The 16,937-nt window shown below is 70.3% G+C and carries 13 protein-coding genes; 10 read left to right on the forward strand and 3 right to left on the reverse strand.

What is annotated here, in order from left to right; translation table 11 throughout:
- Positions 1-409: 409 nt before the first annotated feature.
- From OG985_RS34380 to OG985_RS34390, 3 genes are all read right to left on the reverse strand, one after another.
- Positions 410-1,321 carry a carbohydrate kinase gene (locus tag OG985_RS34380; protein ID WP_371672256.1) on the reverse strand — a complete coding sequence of 304 codons (912 nt, stop codon included), beginning with the start codon at positions 1,319-1,321 and terminating at the stop codon, positions 410-412.
- A complete protein-coding gene (locus OG985_RS34385; protein ID WP_371672257.1) occupies positions 1,318-2,412 on the reverse strand; it encodes a LacI family DNA-binding transcriptional regulator in 1,095 nt (364 codons plus the stop codon). Before OG985_RS34385 ends, OG985_RS34380 begins: the two co-directional genes overlap by 4 nt.
- Positions 2,413-2,575: 163 nt before the next feature.
- Positions 2,576-3,532, reverse strand: a complete 957-nt coding sequence (locus tag OG985_RS34390) for a hypothetical protein (protein WP_371672258.1) — start codon at positions 3,530-3,532, stop codon at positions 2,576-2,578.
- Positions 3,533-4,005: 473 nt separating this feature from the next.
- On the opposite strand from OG985_RS34390, the gene uvrC reads away from it, so the two are divergent.
- The 10 genes from uvrC (at position 4,006) to OG985_RS34440 (ending at position 16,705) form a co-directional block, all read left to right on the forward strand.
- A complete protein-coding gene (gene uvrC / locus OG985_RS34395) occupies positions 4,006-6,051 on the forward strand; it encodes an excinuclease ABC subunit UvrC (protein ID WP_371672259.1) in 2,046 nt (681 codons plus the stop codon).
- Entirely contained in the window at positions 6,048-7,088 is a 1,041-nt protein-coding gene (rapZ, locus tag OG985_RS34400; protein WP_371672260.1) for an RNase adapter RapZ, read from the forward strand. The genes uvrC and rapZ overlap by 4 nt, the downstream gene beginning before the upstream one ends.
- A complete protein-coding gene (gene yvcK / locus OG985_RS34405) occupies positions 7,085-8,152 on the forward strand; it encodes a uridine diphosphate-N-acetylglucosamine-binding protein YvcK (RefSeq protein WP_371672261.1) in 1,068 nt (355 codons plus the stop codon). The genes rapZ and yvcK overlap by 4 nt, the downstream gene beginning before the upstream one ends.
- Positions 8,143-9,132, forward strand: a complete 990-nt coding sequence (whiA, locus tag OG985_RS34410; protein WP_371672262.1) for a DNA-binding protein WhiA — start codon at positions 8,143-8,145, stop codon at positions 9,130-9,132. The genes yvcK and whiA overlap by 10 nt, the downstream gene beginning before the upstream one ends.
- Before the next feature lie 332 nt (positions 9,133-9,464).
- The gene (locus tag OG985_RS34415; protein ID WP_371672263.1) at positions 9,465-12,422 is read left to right on the forward strand and encodes a M14 family zinc carboxypeptidase; all 2,958 of its coding nucleotides are present in this window, start codon (positions 9,465-9,467) and stop codon (positions 12,420-12,422) included.
- A gap of 225 nt (positions 12,423-12,647) precedes the next feature.
- On the forward strand, positions 12,648-13,658 hold the full coding sequence (gene gap / locus OG985_RS34420) for a type I glyceraldehyde-3-phosphate dehydrogenase (RefSeq protein WP_371672264.1): 1,011 nt from the start codon (positions 12,648-12,650) through the stop codon (positions 13,656-13,658).
- Between the two features lie 135 nt (positions 13,659-13,793).
- Positions 13,794-15,005 (forward strand): phosphoglycerate kinase, encoded by a 1,212-nt coding sequence (gene pgk / locus OG985_RS34425; RefSeq protein WP_371672265.1) that lies wholly within the window; start codon positions 13,794-13,796, stop codon positions 15,003-15,005.
- A gap of 6 nt (positions 15,006-15,011) precedes the next feature.
- Positions 15,012-15,788: a triose-phosphate isomerase gene (gene tpiA, locus OG985_RS34430; RefSeq protein ID WP_371672266.1), complete on the forward strand. Its 777-nt coding sequence runs from the start codon at positions 15,012-15,014 to the stop codon at positions 15,786-15,788.
- 110 nt (positions 15,789-15,898) lie between these two features.
- Positions 15,899-16,135: a preprotein translocase subunit SecG gene (secG, locus tag OG985_RS34435; protein ID WP_371672267.1), complete on the forward strand. Its 237-nt coding sequence runs from the start codon at positions 15,899-15,901 to the stop codon at positions 16,133-16,135.
- 234 nt (positions 16,136-16,369) lie between these two features.
- The gene (locus tag OG985_RS34440; RefSeq protein ID WP_003957010.1) at positions 16,370-16,705 is read left to right on the forward strand and encodes an RNA polymerase-binding protein RbpA; all 336 of its coding nucleotides are present in this window, start codon (positions 16,370-16,372) and stop codon (positions 16,703-16,705) included.
- Positions 16,706-16,937 lie beyond the last annotated feature (232 nt).

A 16,937-nucleotide genomic window follows, 5' to 3' on the forward strand; every position in this document is an offset into this window, starting at 1 on the left:
CCGGGGCCCCAGTCCGGACGCACCCGGCCCGACCGGACCCCCAGTCCGGACGGGTACGGCCTGGCCTAGCCCGACCGGCTCGGCCACGCCCGGATCCGACGCAGTCGGCGAGCTCGACCAGTGCCCCCGGGGGAACTCCCGCGGGGGCACCGCTCATCCCACCGCTCGCCGAGCCAAGGGAACCCCGTCGCCCACGAGGTTCGCGCCCCCACGGCGTCCACCTCCCGGCGGTGGCCGCCTCCCCGCGGCGTCCGCACGCCGGCGGTGTCCGCCTCCCTGCGGCGTCCGCCCCGGGCGGTGTCCGCCGCCCACGGCCTCCGCCGCCCACCGTGTCCGCCCCCCACGGCCTCCGGTGCCAGGAAGACTTCGGTGCCAAGAAGACTTCGGCGAACCCCGTCGGCGTGTGCCGCTACACGTCACCGATCTCGGTGGCGTAGGGGGGTTCAGCGCCCGCCCGGGAGCATGTGATCGCCGCCGCGCGGGCGGCGAACCGCAGCAGTCGGGTCCAGCCGTCGGCGCCCAGGCCCGCGAGCGCCCGCGCCGAGAGGGCGTTCTGTACGGACAGGCCGTGCAACAGGGCCGCGTTGACGGTGTCGCCGGCGCCGATCGTGTCCACGACGTCGACCTTCTCGCCCGGCACCGAGTGCTCGGACCCGTCCCGGGTGAACACGCTCAGCCCGTCACCACCCCGGGTGATCACGACCGCCGAGGGGCCGGAGGCCAGCCATTCGTGTGGGGAACCGCCCAGCCACCGCGCGTCCTCCTCGGAGAGCTTGAGCAGCGACACCGAGGGCAGCCAGTTCTTGAAACGGGCCCGGTAGGCGTCCGCGTCCGGGATCAGGCCGGCCCGGATGTTCGGGTCGAGCGCGGTGAACACTCCCTGAGCGGCCGAGGCCCGCATCAGGTCCTCGTAGGCGCTCGCGCCCGGCTCGAGGACCAACGAGCAGGTACCGAACGAGACCGCGCGAGTATCCGCGGGGAGCCTGTCGGGAGCTGCGAAGAGCCGGTCGGCGGTGCCGTCGACGTAGAAGGAGTAGGCGGCGGAGCCGCTCGTGTCGATCGTGGCGACCGCCAGAGTGGTCGGCTCCGGACCGCGCTGTACGCCCGACACGTCCACCCCCGCCTCGCGCAGCCCGCCGAGCAGCGCCTCGCCGAAGGCGTCGTTCGAGGTACGGGAGCAGAAGGCGGTGGGAGACCCGAGGCGGCCGAGGGCCACGGCCGTGTTGTAGGGGCCGCCGCCGAGCGCCGGCCGCAGGCTCGCGAGGGCGCCCGCACCCTGCGGTACCAGGTCGATCAGTGCCTCACCGGCGACGACGATCACGAGATGCTTCCTTTCACTGGCCGAACGGACTGCACGGACCGCAGGGACTGCGCGGGTTGCCCGGAGTGCTCCGGGCGGTCGGGACAACCACAGGAAGTGCGGTGGACGAAGGCGCAACCGAGCCGCACCGTCCGGGCGGGACGGTCGGGTGCGGCGAGGCGTTCCAGGAGCAGATCGACCGCCCGGGCGCCGATCTCCCGGCTGGGCTGCGAGATCGCGGTGAGGCGTGGAGAGAACAGGTCCGCCCAGGCGAAGTCGTCGAAGCAGCACAGCGCGATGTCGTCGGGCACGGACAGGCCACGGTCGCGCAGGGCGCGCAGCGCTCCGATGGTCATCGCGTTGTTGGCGGTGACGAGTGCGGTGGGTGGCACGGCGAGGGACAGCAGGGCGGCGGTGGCACGCTCCGCGCCGGCCGAGTCGGAGGCGCCGTGCACCACAAGGCGTTCGTCATAGGGGAAGCCGGCGGCGGCGAGGCCGTGCCGGTAGCCGGTGATCCGCTCGCTGGTGGTGCTGAGCCCGGGCAGCCCCGCGACCAGGGCGATCCGCCGGTGACCCAGCCCGGCGAGATGGGTGACCAGCAGGGCCGTCGGCTCGGCACCGTCCGCGCAGACCTGGTCGAAGCCGGGCACACCGGCCGCGGGGGAGTCGACCACCCGGTCGAGGAGCACGGTGGGTACGGCGTGCCGTCCGAGATAGGCGAGCAGTCCCCGAGGGTCCGCGGAGGGCGCGACGATCATGCCGTCCACCCGCCGTTCGTGCAGTAGCTGGACGACCTTGAGCTCGTGCTCCGGATCGTCGTGCGGATCGGCGATGAGCAGGCTGTAGCCGTGCTCCAGGGCGCCGGCCTCGACTCCCTGGAGGATGTCCGTGAAGAACGGATTGCTGATCGCCGACACCGCGAGCCCGATGGACCGGGTGCGGGAGGTCACCAGGGAACGGGCGAGGGTGTTGGGCGTGTAGCCGAGTTCGTCGATGGCGTCGAGCACGGCCTGCCGGGTGTGGGGGAGCACCGGCCGGGTGTCGTTCAGCACGTGCGAGACGGTCGCCACGGACACACCCGCGCTGCGTGCGACGTCGGCCATGGTCGGCATCGCGTCCGGTCCCCTTCCTGAGCCGCACACCTCGTCGAGTCGTCGAGTCGTCGAGTGATGGAGCCATCGACTCATCGAGCCCGAGCCGCACCGTCCTTCTGGCCGGAAGGTATCCCATTCAGAGTGGGCGCGTAAACGCTTGCGCAAGCGTTTACGCGCTGCGTCACTCCCAGTCCCACCCGATCCCCACGATCCCCGACCGCACCCGCGGCTCGACAAGGTGCACCGAGTGGTGGCGTCCGGTGAGCGCCAGCTCCTGGCGGCCGCTGCGCGGTGCCGCCGCCGAGTGCTGCGCGAACCGGTGGCAGCGCACCGGCAGCGCGCGCTCGTCGAAGCGCACCTGGAGGGCGTACTGGCCACCCGCCGACCCGAATCCGCGGACGTACTCGCGTGACATGCCTGCCGTGCCGTCCTCGACGGCGTAGCGGAAGAGGAAGGTGTCGCCGGCACGCAGTCGCGTGTCGAAAAGCAGCTCGGCGACGAGCACCCCGGTGTCGTGATGCAGCCGGACACGCCCCGTACGGCAGTTCTCCAGCGCGTGTACGGACATGCGTTCCGGCACGCAGCCGGGGTCACCGTGGTGGACGGCCACGAAGCGGTCGACGCCGTCCCGGTGGGCGCGCACGATGTGGTGGGACTCGCGGCTGGTGAGCTCGCGGTGCGCGCCTATCCGTACCCGTTCGTGGTGCCCGAGGGTGAGCAGTCCGCTGTCCGCCTGCGAGTCCAGCTCGGCCAGCAGCTGCTCCAGGACGCCGGAGGCCGCCACGAGGGAGCGGTAGGAGCGGGCCGCGGGCGGTTGGGCCACCGTGCGTTCGTCGCTCTCGGCGAGCAGCCTGATCAGGGACTCGTCCGGCAGCTGGAGGATCTCCTCCAGCGCGCGTACGGCCCGCAGCGACTCGGGGCGCTGCGGGCGCCGGGCGCCCTGCTGCCAGTAACTGAGGCTCGTCACGCCCACCCTGACCCCGTAGCGCGACAGATGGTGCTGCACACGCTGCAACGGCAGTCCCCGGGCGGCGATCGCGGCGCGCAGCGCGACGTGGAAGGGGCCGCCCCGCAGGGCCGTGTCCAGTTCAGCGGTGCCGACGGTGGCGACGTCCGCGTGCTCTGTGGCGTGCGGCATGCAGGGGCCTTTCTGTGAATGTTCACAACGGCTGGTCAGACCGTTCGCGGGGGCGTCGGGGCCCTCCTGAAGGCGTCGGGGATCTTCACATCCGTACGCCGTCGTTCACCGCCCCGAGTTCCCCCGCATTGAAGCGTGTTGACCAAGTCCCGACAACACCTGATACCCAACAGCGACGTACTCCTGGCCGAGTCCGGACCCGTCCCGCTCCGGTGGCCGGGCCCGGGCGGCTCACGGTCGCGGAACGCGCCCGCGAACTCACACGTAGTACAGGACGCGCGTAGTACACGACGACGTATGGAGTACGGACAGGCGCTGTACAGGACTGGCGTAGGGCAGGACGCCCTGACGCCGGACGCGAAGGTGGCGTGCGTCACCCCGTCGCCCGCGCGGGCTCGTGTCGCGCACGGAGACCGGGGAGCGTTGTCCACAGGCCCGCCGCACTGTCACCGCCCGCCAGTAGGGTGTGAGACATGGCCGACCCCTCCAGCTACCGCCCCAAGCCGGGAGAGATCCCGGACACTCCCGGGGTCTACAAATTCCGCGACGAGCACCGCCGGGTGATCTACGTCGGAAAGGCGAAGAGCCTGCGTCAGCGCCTGGGAAGCTACTTCCAGGACCTGTCGAACCTCCACCAGCGCACCCGCACCATGGTCACCACGGCGGCGTCCGTGGAGTGGACCGTGGTGTCCACGGAGGTCGAGGCCCTGCAGCTGGAGTACTCCTGGATCAAGGAGTTCGACCCCCGGTTCAACGTCAAGTACCGCGACGACAAGAGCTACCCGTACCTCGCGGTGACGATGAACGAGGAGTTCCCGCGGGTGCAGGTGATGCGCGGCCAGAAGCGCAAGGGCGTGCGCTACTTCGGGCCGTACGGACACGCCTGGGCGATCCGCGACACCGTCGACCTCCTGCTGCGGGTCTTCCCGGTCCGCACCTGCTCGGCCGGCGTGTTCAAGAACGCGGCCCGCACCGGCCGCCCCTGCCTGCTCGGCTACATCGGCAAGTGCTCCGCGCCCTGCGTCGGCCGCGTCTCGCCCGAGGAGCACGGCGAACTCGCCGAGGAGTTCTGCGACTTCATGGCCGGCCGCACCGGCACGTACATCCGTCGTCTCGAGAAGATGATGACGCAGGCGGCCGAGGAGATGGAGTACGAGCGGGCGGCCCGCCTGCGCGACGACATCGGGGCCCTGACGAAGGCCATGGAGAAGAACGCGGTCGTGCTCGCCGACGCGACCGACGCCGACCTCATGGCGGTCGCCGAGGACGAGCTGGAAGCGGCCGTACAGATCTTCCACGTGCGCGGCGGACGCGTGCGCGGCCAGCGCGGCTGGGTGACCGACAAGGTCGAGGAGATCACCACCGGCGCCCTCGTCGAGCACGCCCTCCAGCAGCTCTACGGCGAGGAGCGCGGCGACGCGGTGCCCAAGGAGGTCCTCGTCCCGGCCCTGCCGGATCCGGTGGAGCCCGTGCAGGACTGGCTCACCGAGCGGCGCGGGTCCAACGTGTCCCTGCGCATCCCGCAGCGCGGCGACAAGAAGGCCCTCATGGAGACCGTGCAGCGCAACGCCCAGCAGGCGCTGGTGCTGCACAAGACCAAGCGCGCCTCCGACCTGACCACACGCTCGCGCGCGCTGGAGGAGATCGCCGAGGCCCTGGACCTGGACAGCGCCCCGCTCAGGATCGAGTGCTACGACATCTCCCACCTCCAGGGCGACGACGTCGTGGCCTCCATGGTCGTCTTCGAGGACGGACTGCAGCGCAAGGGCGAGTACCGCCGCTTCCAGATCAAGGGCTTCGCGGGCCAGGACGACGTCCGCTCCATGCACGAGGTGATCACCCGTCGCTTCCGGCGCTACCTCGCCGAGAAGGAGAGGACGGGGGAGTGGACCGACGGCGAGAACCCTCTCACCGAAGAGGACGGCCGCCCGAAGCGCTTCGCCTACCCGCCGCAGCTCGTCGTGGTCGACGGCGGTCAGCCGCAGGTCGCGGCCGCCAAGAGGGCTCTGGACGAGCTCGGCATCGACGACATCGCCGTGTGTGGCCTCGCCAAGCGTCTGGAGGAGGTCTGGCTGCCGGACGATGACGACCCGGTGGTCCTGCCCCGCACCAGCGAGGGCCTCTACCTGCTGCAACGCGTCCGCGACGAGGCCCACCGCTTCGCGATCACCTATCAGCGCGCCAAACGCGCCAAACGCTTCCGGGCGAGCCCCCTGGACGACGTGGCGGGCCTCGGCGAGACACGCAAACAAGCACTGATCAAGCATTTCGGTTCGGTGAAGAAGCTCCGGTCCGCGACAATCGACCAGATCTGCGAGGTTCCCGGTATAGGCCGCAAGACGGCCGAGACGGTCGCCGTGGCCCTCGCCCAGGCGGTTCCCGCCGCACCCGCCGTCAACACGGCGACTGGAGAGATCATGGAAGACGATGAAGACGGGGCACCCGAGACACCGACGGGTGCCTCGGGGGAGCCCGTGGCCGCGGGCGCCCCGGACGAACGACGGGGGCAGGAGACATGACCGAGCACGAGCAGCAGCCCACAGCGGGTCGAGATCACACGCACAAGGAAGCGGTCGAGAATCCCGCGCGACAGGACGTCCGGCAGGATGCCCCGCAGGACGCGGAACACGACGCACAGCAGGAAAACGGAGCACAGGTGAGTACGGGCAGCGAAACAGCCGCGGTCCCCGATGCGGCCATCCCCGAGCTGGTGATCATCTCCGGCATGTCGGGGGCCGGCCGCTCGACCGCCGCGAAGTGTCTGGAGGACCTCGGCTGGTTCGTGGTCGACAACCTCCCGCCCGCCCTGATCCCCACCATGGTGGAGCTCGGCGCCCGCTCGCAGGGCAACGTGGCGCGGATCGCGGTCGTCGTCGACGTGCGCGGCCGCCGCTTCTTCGACAACCTCCGTGAGTCCCTCGCCGACCTCGACACCCGGGGCGTCACCCGGCGGATCGTCTTCCTGGAGTCCTCCGACGACGCCCTGGTGCGCCGCTTCGAGTCGGTGCGCCGCCCGCACCCGCTGCAGGGCGACGGCCGGATCGTCGACGGCATCGCCGCCGAGCGCGAACTGCTGCGCGAGCTGCGCGGCGACGCCGACCTGGTGATCGACACCTCCAGCCTCAACGTGCACGAGCTGCGGGCCAAGATGGACGCCCAGTTCGCGGGCGAGGAGGAGCCCGAGCTGCGGGCCACCGTCATGTCCTTCGGCTTCAAGTACGGCCTGCCGGTCGACGCCGACCTGGTCGCGGACATGCGCTTCCTGCCCAACCCGCACTGGGTCCCCGAGCTGCGTCCGTTCACCGGACTGAACGAGGAGGTGTCGGCCTACGTCTTCAACCAGCCCGGCGCCAAGGAGTTCCTCGACCGGTACGCCGAACTGCTGAGGCTCATCGCGGCCGGGTACCGGCGTGAGGGCAAGCGGTACGTGACCATCGCCATCGGATGCACGGGCGGCAAGCACCGCTCGGTCGCCACCTCGGAGAAGCTCGCCGCGCGCCTCGCCGCCGAGGGCGTGGAGACGGTGGTCGTGCACCGGGACATGGGACGCGAATGACCGCACGTTCTCCGCGGCTGACCCGGTTGCGCCGTACGGTGCCCGAGGGGCGCGCGGGCCGGGCCGTCGAGGCCCGCGGCGCCAGGCCGCGCCGCCGCGGCGCCCAGCCCAAGGTGGTCGCCCTCGGTGGCGGCATGGGTCTGTCGGCCTCGCTCGCCGCCCTGCGCCGGATCACCGGCGACCTCACCGCGGTGGTCACCGTGGCCGACGACGGCGGCTCCAGCGGCCGCCTGCGCGACGAGCTCGGTGTGCTGCCGCCCGGCGACCTGCGCAAGGCCCTGGCCGCGCTGTGCGGCGACGACGACTGGGGCCAGACCTGGGCCCGCGTCATCCAGCACCGCTTCCAGTCCCAGGGCGACCTGCACGAGCACGCGGTCGGCAACCTGTTGATCGTCGCCCTCTGGGAGCAGCTCGGCGATCACGTCCAGGCCCTCGACCTGGTCGGCAAGCTCCTGGGCGCGCACGGGCGCGTGCTGCCCATGTCCGCCGTACCCCTTGAGCTCCAGGCCCTGGTCAAGGGGCACGACCCGGACCGGCCGGACGACGTGGACACCGTACGGGGGCAGGCGACCGTCGCCCTCACGCCCGGCGAGGTGCAGTCCGTGCACCTCGTGCCGCACGACCCGCCCGCCGTCCCCGAGGCCGTCGAGGCGGTCCTCGACGCCGACTGGGTGATCCTCGGGCCAGGCTCCTGGTTCTCCTCGGTCATCCCGCACCTGCTCGTGCCCGATCTCCTCGACGCGCTCACCCAGACGAAGGCGCGCCGGGTGCTCTCGCTGAACCTCGCCCCGCAGCCCGGAGAAACCGACGGCTTCTCTCCGCAGCGTCATTTGGAGGTTTTGGCACGACACGCCCCTAAACTCGCCCTGGACGTGGTGCTGGCCGACGAGGCCGCCGTGCCCGACCGCGATGTACTCACCGAGGCCGCCAAGCGGCTCGGCGCCGCGGTCGAGCTGGCGCCGGTGGCCCGGCAGGACGGGAGCCCGAGGCATGACCCGGAGCTCCTTGCCGCCGCGTACGACCGTATTTTTCGGATGCATGGAAGGATCGGCCCATGGCGATGACGGCAGCGGTGAAGGACGAGATCTCCCGGCTTCCCGTCACCCGGACCTGCTGCAGGAAGGCGGAGGTCTCCGCCATTCTGCGGTTCGCCGGCGGCCTCCATCTGGTGAGCGGGCGCATTGTGATCGAGGCGGAGCTGGACACCGCGATGGCGGCCCGCCGCCTCAAGCGGGACATCCTGGAGATCTTCGGCCACAGTTCCGAACTGATCGTGATGGCGCCCGGCGGACTGCGGCGCGGCTCGCGCTACGTCGTGCGCGTCGTGGCCGGCGGCGACCAGCTGGCCCGCCAGACCGGCCTGGTCGACGGCCGCGGCCGCCCGATCCGGGGCCTGCCCCCGCAGGTGGTCTCGGGGGCCACCTGCGACGCCGAGGCGGCCTGGCGCGGGGCGTTCCTCGCACACGGCTCGCTCACCGAGCCCGGCCGCTCCTCGTCCCTCGAGGTGACCTGCCCGGGTCCGGAGGCCGCGCTCGCCCTGGTCGGGGCCGCCCGCCGGCTGTCGATCGCTGCGAAGGCCCGTGAGGTCCGCGGTGTGGACCGGGTCGTCGTCCGCGACGGCGACGCGATCGGCGCCCTGCTCACCCGTCTGGGAGCGCACGAGTCGGTGCTGGCCTGGGAGGAGCGCCGGATGCGCCGCGAGGTGCGCGCCACGGCGAACCGGCTCGCCAACTTCGACGACGCCAACCTGCGCCGCTCGGCGCGCGCGGCCGTCGCGGCGGGCGCCCGTGTCCAGCGGGCCCTGGAGATCCTCGCCGACGACGTCCCCGAGCACCTCGCCGCCGCGGGCCGGCTGCGGATGGAGCACAAGCAGGCCTCGCTGGAGGAGCTGGGCGCGCTCGCCGACCCGCCGCTGACCAAGGACGCCGTCGCCGGTCGTATCCGCCGTCTGCTCGCGATGGCGGACAAGCGCGCCTCGGATCTCGGCATCCCGAGCACGGAGTGCGGCATCAGCGAGGAGCTGGCCGACAACCTCGTCGGCTGAACCGGCTGAACCGGCTGAACCGGCTGAACCGGCTGAACCGGCTGGACCGGCTGGACCGGCTGGACCGGCTGGACCGGCTGGACCCGCTGAACCCGCTGAATGAGCTGACCCCCCTGGACCCGCTGAAGCCGTCCGCGCCGTCCGAGTCGGCTCCAGGCCGCGCGGCCGATCGTGGTCACGTCAGATGATGATCCGTCAGAACGCCGGTGCACTAGTCCGATTGGGCGACGGCACCGGCGTTTCCCTGTTCCTGAGGCACCCTTGACTCGATCATGAACTGTCATGAGCCTGGCAGAGTTCGCTGCTGTGGCGAACCCACGCAAGGGGGGTTCATGAGACGAAGAGCGAGATCGATCCTCGCCGTCGGCGCACTCCTGATCGGCGGAGCGGCCTTCGCGCCCATCGCCCAGGCACAACCGCAGGGCGCACCCGGGACGTCCGACGCGGACGAGGTCAAGGTCTTCCGCGCCGACGTCACCAAGCAGCAGGTACCCCTGCTGCTGGCCACCGGGCAGGACGGTCACGAACTCGGCGAGCAGGTGCCCGAGAAGGGCAGGGCCACCGTCGAGGTCTACCTCACCGACAAGCAGGCAGGGAAGCTCGAGAAGCAGGGTGTCGATCTCACCGAGCACACCTTCTCCGCCAAGGCCGAGGCACGCGTCGGAGCCGCCGCGGAGGGCGTGTTCCGCCCGTACAGCGGCAGTGGCGGGCTGAAGGAGGAGATCGTCGCGACCGGGCAGGCGAACCCGGGGCTCACCAAGGTCGTCTCCATCGGCAAGACGGTCGGCGGCCAGGACATCCTCGCGCTCAAACTGACCAAGGGCGCGAAGAAGTCCAAGGACGGCTCCAAGCCCTCCGTGCTGTACATGTCCAACCAGCACGCGCGCGAGTGGATCACGCCGGAGATGACCCGCCGGCTGATGCACTACTACCTGGACAACTACAAGAAGGACAAGCGCGTCAGGAAACTCGTCGACTCCACCGAGCTGTGGTTCGTCCTGTCGGCCAACCCCGACGGTTACGACTACACCTTCCAGGACTCCGACAACCGCCTGTGGCGCAAGAACCTTCGGGACGTCAACGCCGACGGTGTCATCTCCACCGGTGACGGCGTCGACCTCAACCGCAACTTCGCCTACAAGTGGGGCTACGACGACGAGGGTTCGTCGCCCAACCCCACCAGCCAGACCTACCGCGGTGCCGCGCCGGGCTCGGAACCCGAGACCAAGGCGCTCGACGCCTTCGAGAAGCGGATCGGGTTCAGGTACGCCATCAACTACCACTCCGCCGCCGAACTCCTCCTCTACGGGGTCGGCTGGCAGGTGGCCACACCCACTCCGGACGACGTCGCCTACGAGGCGCTCGCCGGCACGCCCGACAACTCCGCGATCCCCGGCTACCACCCGCAGGTCTCCTCGGAGCTGTACACGACCAACGGCGAGGCCGACGGCCACGCGGCGAACGTCAACGGCATGTCGATGTTCACCCCCGAGATGTCCACCTGCCAGACGGCCTCGGCCGTGGATCCGGGCGACGCCTGGAACGCGGCCGACTGCCAGTCGATCTTCACCTTCCCGGACGACGAGAAGCTGATCCAGGACGAGTTCGCGAAGAACATCCCCTTCGCGCTCTCCGTCGCCGAGACCGCCACCCACCCGGACAAGCCGTCCTCCTCGGTCGGCATCGACGCGGCCGACTTCACCCCGGCCACGTTCGCGGCCTCGTACTCCCGCGGCGCAGACCAGGAGGTCTCCGTAGTCGTGCGGAAGGCGGTGCGCGACAAGAAGCTCAGGTACCGCGTCAACGGCCATCGCGCCAAGGACGTGCCGCTCCGGGCGTGGAAGGGCGGCGAGACGTACGGCGGTGACGACAACCTCTACTTCGACGAGTACCGGGCCAAGGTCAAGGACGGCGATCCGGGCGACAAGGTCGAGGTGTGGTTCACCGGCGGCACGAAGAACAAGAGGGCGGTCTCCAGCCGGCACTTCACGTACACCGTGGCCGAGCGGCCGCGCGCGGACACGCTCGTGGTCGCCGAGGAGGGCGCGGCCGCCACGCAGGCGCAGAAGTACGTCGACGCGCTGAAGGCGGCCGGCCGCAAGGCGATCGTCTGGGACGTCGCGACGCAGGGCGCGCCGGACGCGCTCGGCGTGCTGGACCACTTCGGCACGGTCGTCCACTACACCGGCGCTAGCGTTCCCGGTGTCGCCACCCAGCTCCAGCTGCGCGCCTTCCTCAACGAGGGCGGCAAGCTGATCGAGGCGGGCGAGCAGGCAGGCGGCAACGTCGACCTCGGTGACGGCACCCTGTCGAACGACTTCAGCCAGTACTACCTGGGCGCCTACTCGCGTACGTCGACACCCGGGGCCACCGGCTTCACCGGCTCCGGCCCTCTCGCCGGCCTCACGGCCCCGCTCGGCGCCGCGACCGGCAACCCGCTCGAACGGGCCGGCACCTACGGCGTGACCTCGGACGAGCTGCCGGCCGCCACGTACCCGCAGTTCGCCAGCGCGGGCGCGGGCCAGTTCGCCGGAACCGTCAACCCGTACGGACCCTACGCGGGCTCGTCCATGGCGGCCGCCGTGCACACGGACGACGCGTACAAGCGGCTCACCCGGACCGTCGACCTGACCGGCGTCGGCGCGGCGGACACGCCCACCCTGCGCGCACAGCTGCTGTGGGACACCGAGCCCGGCTACGACAACGTCGTGGTCGAGGCGCACACCACCGGGGCCGACGACTGGACGACCCTCCCGGAGACCGGCGGTGCCACCAGCACCACCGTGCCCGCGGAGTGCGAGGGCGGCTTCTACGTCGGCGAGCACCCCTGGCTCAAGCACTACCTGACGGTCGCGTCGGGCGGCTGCACCGCGACCGGCACCTCCGGTGCGTGGAACAGCCTCACCGGCGCCTCCAGCGGCTGGCAGCAGGTGAACTTCGACCTGAGCGCCTACGCGGGCAAGTCCGTCGAGGTGTCGATCAGCTACGTCACCGACCCGGGCTCCGGCGGTCACGGCGTCCTCGCCGACGACACCTCGCTCGTCGTGGGCGGCACGGCCACCGGGGCCGAGGGCTTCGAGAGCTCCCTGGGCGCCTGGAGTGTGGCCGGACCGCCCGCGGGCAGCCCGGCCGTCCTCAAGGACTGGACGCGCACCGGGACGCTGTTCCAGACATATGGAGCGGTCACCACCGACGACACCGTGCTGCTGGGTTTCGGCCTGGAACACGTCACCGCGGCGGCCGACCGGACCGCGCTGATCAAGAAGGCCCTCGCGGCGCTGAAAGGATGATCCAGCTGGTCAACAGGCGCTGATCTTCCGTCGTCACATCGGGTGATCGGTTCTTCCGACCCGGGCGGTCCGTACCCCTACTGGCGGGTACGGACCGCCCTGCCGTGTATGGGCCATCTCGATGTCACCTCGGCGGCGTCAGGGAGGTAGGGTCGTAGGCGGTCGGGGACATCCCATACAGCTCGCCGGTGTCGAACCCGGCGTACCAACGAGGAGATCGGTTTCGTGACGATCCGCGTAGGCATCAACGGCTTTGGCCGCATCGGTCGTAACTACTTCCGCGCGCTGCTGGAGCAGGGTGCTGACATCGAGATCGTGGCTGTCAACGACCTGGGTGACACCGCGACCACCGCTCATCTGCTCAAGTACGACACCATCCTGGGCCGCCTCAAGGCCGAGGTGTCGCACACCGCCGACACGATCACCGTGGACGGCCACACCATCAAGGTGCTGTCCGAGCGCAACCCCGCGGACATCCCGTGGGGCGACCTGGGCGTCGACATCGTCATCGAGTCGACCGGCATCTTCACGAAGAAGGCCGACGCCGAGAAGCACATCGCCGGCGGCGCCAAGAAGGTCCTCATCTCGGCTCCGGCCAAGGACGAGGACATCACCATCGTGATGGGCGTCAACCAGGACAAGTACGAGGCGGCGAACCACCACGTCATCTCCAACGCCTCCTGCACCACCAACTGTGTGGCGCCGATGGCGAAGGTCCTCGACGAGAACTTCGGCATCGTCAAGGGCCTGATGACGACGGTCCACGCGTACACGAACGACCAGCGCATCCTGGACTTCCCGCACTCGGACCTGCGCCGCGCCCGCGCCGCCGCCGAGAACATCATCCCGACCACGACGGGTGCCGCGAAGGCCACCGCCCTGGTCCTGCCGCAGCTCAAGGGCAAGCTGGACGGCATCGCGATGCGCGTCCCGGTCCCGACCGGCTCGGCCACCGACCTGGTCGTGACGCTGCAGCGCGAGGTCACCAAGGACGAGGTCAACGCCGCGTTCAAGAAGGCCTCCGACGACGGCGACCTCAAGGGCTACCTGACCTACACCGAGGACCCGATCGTCTCCTCGGACATCGTCGGCGACCCGGCCTCCTGCACCTTCGACTCCTCCCTGACCATGGTGCAGGACGGCAACTCGGTGAAGATCCTCGGCTGGTACGACAACGAGTGGGGCTACTCCAACCGCCTCGTCGACCTCACGGTCTTCGTCGGCAACCAGCTCTGACCGACAGAGCAGGCACCTCGATGTGAGTGCAGGGCTCGGGCCGCGCGACGACGCGCTGCCCGAGCCCTGACGCACGTACGGATCAGGCCCTCTCACGATCACGAGCATCACGAGCCCTCCCCAGGAGTTCCCCCAATGAAGACGATCGACGAACTTCTCGCCGAAGGCGTCGCAGGCAAGCGGGTCTTCGTCCGCGCCGACCTCAACGTGCCGCTGGACGGGACCACCATCACCGACGACGGCCGTATCCGCGCCGTCCTGCCCACCGTGAAGGCCCTCGCGGAGGCGGGCGCGCGCGTGGTCGTCGCCTCGCACCTCGGCCGCCCCAAGGGCGCCCCGGACCCCGCCTTCTCGCTCGGCCCGGCCGCCGCCCGCCTCGGTGAACTCCTCGGCGCCGACGTGGCGTTCGCGACCGACACGGTCGGCGAGTCCGCCACGTCCACGGTCGCGGGCCTCGCCGACGGCCAGGTCGCCGTCATCGAGAACCTGCGCTTCAACGCCGGGGAGACGTCCAAGGACGACGCCGAACGCGGCGCCTTCGCCGACCAGCTGGCACAGCTCGCCGACCTGTACGTGGGCGACGGCTTCGGCGCCGTGCACCGCAAGCACGCCTCGGTCTTCGACCTCCCGGCCCGTCTGCCGCACACCGCCGGCTACCTCATCGCCACCGAGGTCGCCGTCCTGAAGAAGCTCACCGAGGACGTCAAGCGGCCCTACGTCGTCGCCCTCGGCGGTTCCAAGGTCTCCGACAAGCTCGCCGTCATCGACCAGTTGCTCGGCAAGGCGGACCGCCTCCTCATCGGCGGCGGCATGGTCTTCACCTTCCTCAAGGCCAAGGGGTACGAGGTCGGCGCGTCCCTGCTCCAGGAGGACCAGATCCCGGTCGTCCAGGAGTACATCGAGCGGGCCGAGAAGAACGGCGTCGAGCTGGTCCTTCCCGTCGACGTGCTGACCTCCACCGGGTTCCCGGACCTGAAGACCAAGGCGCCTTCGAACCCCCACACCGTCGCCGCGGACGCCATCCCCGCCGACCAGCTGGGCCTGGACATCGGTCCGGAGACCCGCAAGCTGTACGCCTCGAAGCTCGCCGACGCCGCCACCGTCTTCTGGAACGGCCCCATGGGCGTCTTCGAACACCCCGACTACGCCGAGGGCACCAAGGCGGTCGCCCAGGCTCTTCTCGACTCCCCGGCCTTCACGGTCGTCGGCGGCGGCGACTCCGCCGCGGCCGTCCGCATCCTGGGATTCGACGAGACGGCATTCGGCCACATCTCGACCGGCGGCGGCGCCTCCCTCGAATACCTCGAGGGCAAGACGCTCCCCGGTCTCGCCGCACTGGAGGACTGACCCCGCATGACCACTCGTACGCCGCTGATGGCGGGCAACTGGAAGATGAACCTCAACCACCTCGAGGCCATCGCCCACGTGCAGAAGCTCGCCTTCGCCCTGGCCGACAAGGACTACGAGGCCTGTGAGGTCGCCGTCCTGCCGCCCTTCACCGACCTGCGTTCCGTGCAGACCCTGGTCGACGGCGACAAGCTCAAGATCAAGTACGGCGCGCAGGACGTCTCGGCGCACGACTCCGGCGCCTACACCGGCGAGATCTCCGGTTCGATGCTGGCCAAGCTCAAGTGCACCTACGTGGCCGTCGGCCACTCCGAGCGCCGCCAGTACCACCACGAGACCGACCCGGTCGTGAACGCCAAGGTCAAGGCCGCCTACAAGCACGGCCTGACGCCGATCCTGTGCGTCGGTGAGGAGCTGGAGGTCCGCGAGGCGGGCAACCACGTGACGCACACGCTCACCCAGGTCGAGGGCGGCCTCAAGGACGTCCCGGCCGAGCAGGCCGAGTCCGTCGTGATCGCCTACGAGCCGGTGTGGGCCATCGGCACCGGCAAGGTGTGCGGCGCCGAGGACGCCCAGGAGGTCTGCGCGGCCATCCGCGCCAAGGTCGCCGAGCTGTACACGCAGGAGCTGGCCGACAAGGTCCGCATCCAGTACGGCGGCTCCGTCAAGTCCGGCAACGTCGCCGAGATCATGGCGCAGGCCGACATCGACGGTGCCCTGGTCGGGGGCGCCTCGCTGGACGCCGAGGAGTTCGTCAAGATCGTGCGCTTCCGCGACCAGTGAGTCGATCAGCGAGTAGGCGGTAGCGACGATCCGTCGTACTCTTACGGGGGCATGGTGGCAAGCCACCGTGCCCCTGTCGTCCATCCGAATCCGAGGAAGTTGGTCCAGCCGTGGTTCTGGGGTTCTCGATCGCCCTGATCGTCTTCAGCCTGCTGATGATGCTGCTGGTGCTGATGCACAAGGGAAAGGGCGGCGGCCTCTCCGACATGTTCGGTGGCGGTATGCAGTCGTCCGTCGGCGGCTCCTCGGTCGCCGAGCGCAACCTGGACCGCATCACCGTGGTGATCGGTCTGCTGTGGTTCGCGTGCATCGTCGTACTCGGCATCCTGATGAAGACGAACAACTGATCAGCGGCTGACACAGCACACCACGCACGCACATCACACACGTACATTCCGCACGTAAGGCCCCATGTTCGGTACGCGCAGCTGAGCGCGGCCTATCATGGGGCTTGCGTCTAGGTGTAGGGGCCTGTAACTCCAACCACTGGACGCGCGTTGGGCCTTACGTAGACTGAGGCGCTCGCAACGAAGCGACACGCCGACTCGCTTCGCGGCACCATCACGCAGGGAGTTACGACCGTGGCAAGTGGCAACGCGATCCGAGGTAGCCGGGTCGGGGCGGGGCCGATGGGCGAGGCCGAGCGCGGCGAGTCCGCGCCGCGTCTGCGCATCTCCTTCTGGTGCTCCAACGGGCACGAGACGCAGCCCAGCTTCGCCAGCGACGCGCAGGTCCCCGACACCTGGGACTGCCCGCGCTGCGGCTTCCCCGCCGGACAGGACCGGGACAACCCGCCGGACCCGCCGCGTACCGAGCCGTACAAGACGCACCTCGCGTATGTGCGGGAGCGGCGCAGCGACGCGGACGGCGAGGCGATCCTCGCCGAGGCGCTCGCCAAACTGCGGGGCGAGATCTAGGAGTCGAGAACCGGCCGGACACCCAGGGGTGCCTGGCCGGACCTGTTTCCCGCGCGCCGGCGACCGCCCGCCGGGTTCTCCGCGCGCTCGCGTACCCGTGCACCCGCGCGAAGACGCGATGCGGCTGTGCGCGTCGCCGCTGCCTTCAGGCGCGCCGTTGGCTCGCCGTGTACGGCCGTGACGCCCTTTCCCAGCCACGCGGTTCACCGGCGTACGAGTCGATGCCGCCGCC

Origin of the sequence: Streptomyces sp. NBC_00289, from assembly GCF_041435115.1 — a bacterium.
Classification (GTDB): Bacteria; Actinomycetota; Actinomycetes; order Streptomycetales; family Streptomycetaceae; genus Streptomyces.

Coding starts and splice junctions, on each gene's coding strand:
- tpiA (WP_371672266.1), top strand. CDS start 15,012: ATGACCACTCGTACGCCGCTGATGGCGGGCAACTGGAAGATGAACCTC.
- OG985_RS34415 (WP_371672263.1), top strand. CDS start 9,465: ATGAGACGAAGAGCGAGATCGATCCTCGCCGTCGGCGCACTCCTGATC.
- whiA (WP_371672262.1), top strand. CDS start 8,143: ATGGCGATGACGGCAGCGGTGAAGGACGAGATCTCCCGGCTTCCCGTC.
- uvrC (WP_371672259.1), top strand. CDS start 4,006: ATGGCCGACCCCTCCAGCTACCGCCCCAAGCCGGGAGAGATCCCGGAC.
- OG985_RS34390 (WP_371672258.1), bottom strand. CDS start 3,532: ATGCCGCACGCCACAGAGCACGCGGACGTCGCCACCGTCGGCACCGCT.
- yvcK (WP_371672261.1), top strand. CDS start 7,085: ATGACCGCACGTTCTCCGCGGCTGACCCGGTTGCGCCGTACGGTGCCC.
- pgk (WP_371672265.1), top strand. CDS start 13,794: ATGAAGACGATCGACGAACTTCTCGCCGAAGGCGTCGCAGGCAAGCGG.
- rapZ (WP_371672260.1), top strand. CDS start 6,048: ATGACCGAGCACGAGCAGCAGCCCACAGCGGGTCGAGATCACACGCAC.
- OG985_RS34385 (WP_371672257.1), bottom strand. CDS start 2,412: ATGCCGACCATGGCCGACGTCGCACGCAGCGCGGGTGTGTCCGTGGCG.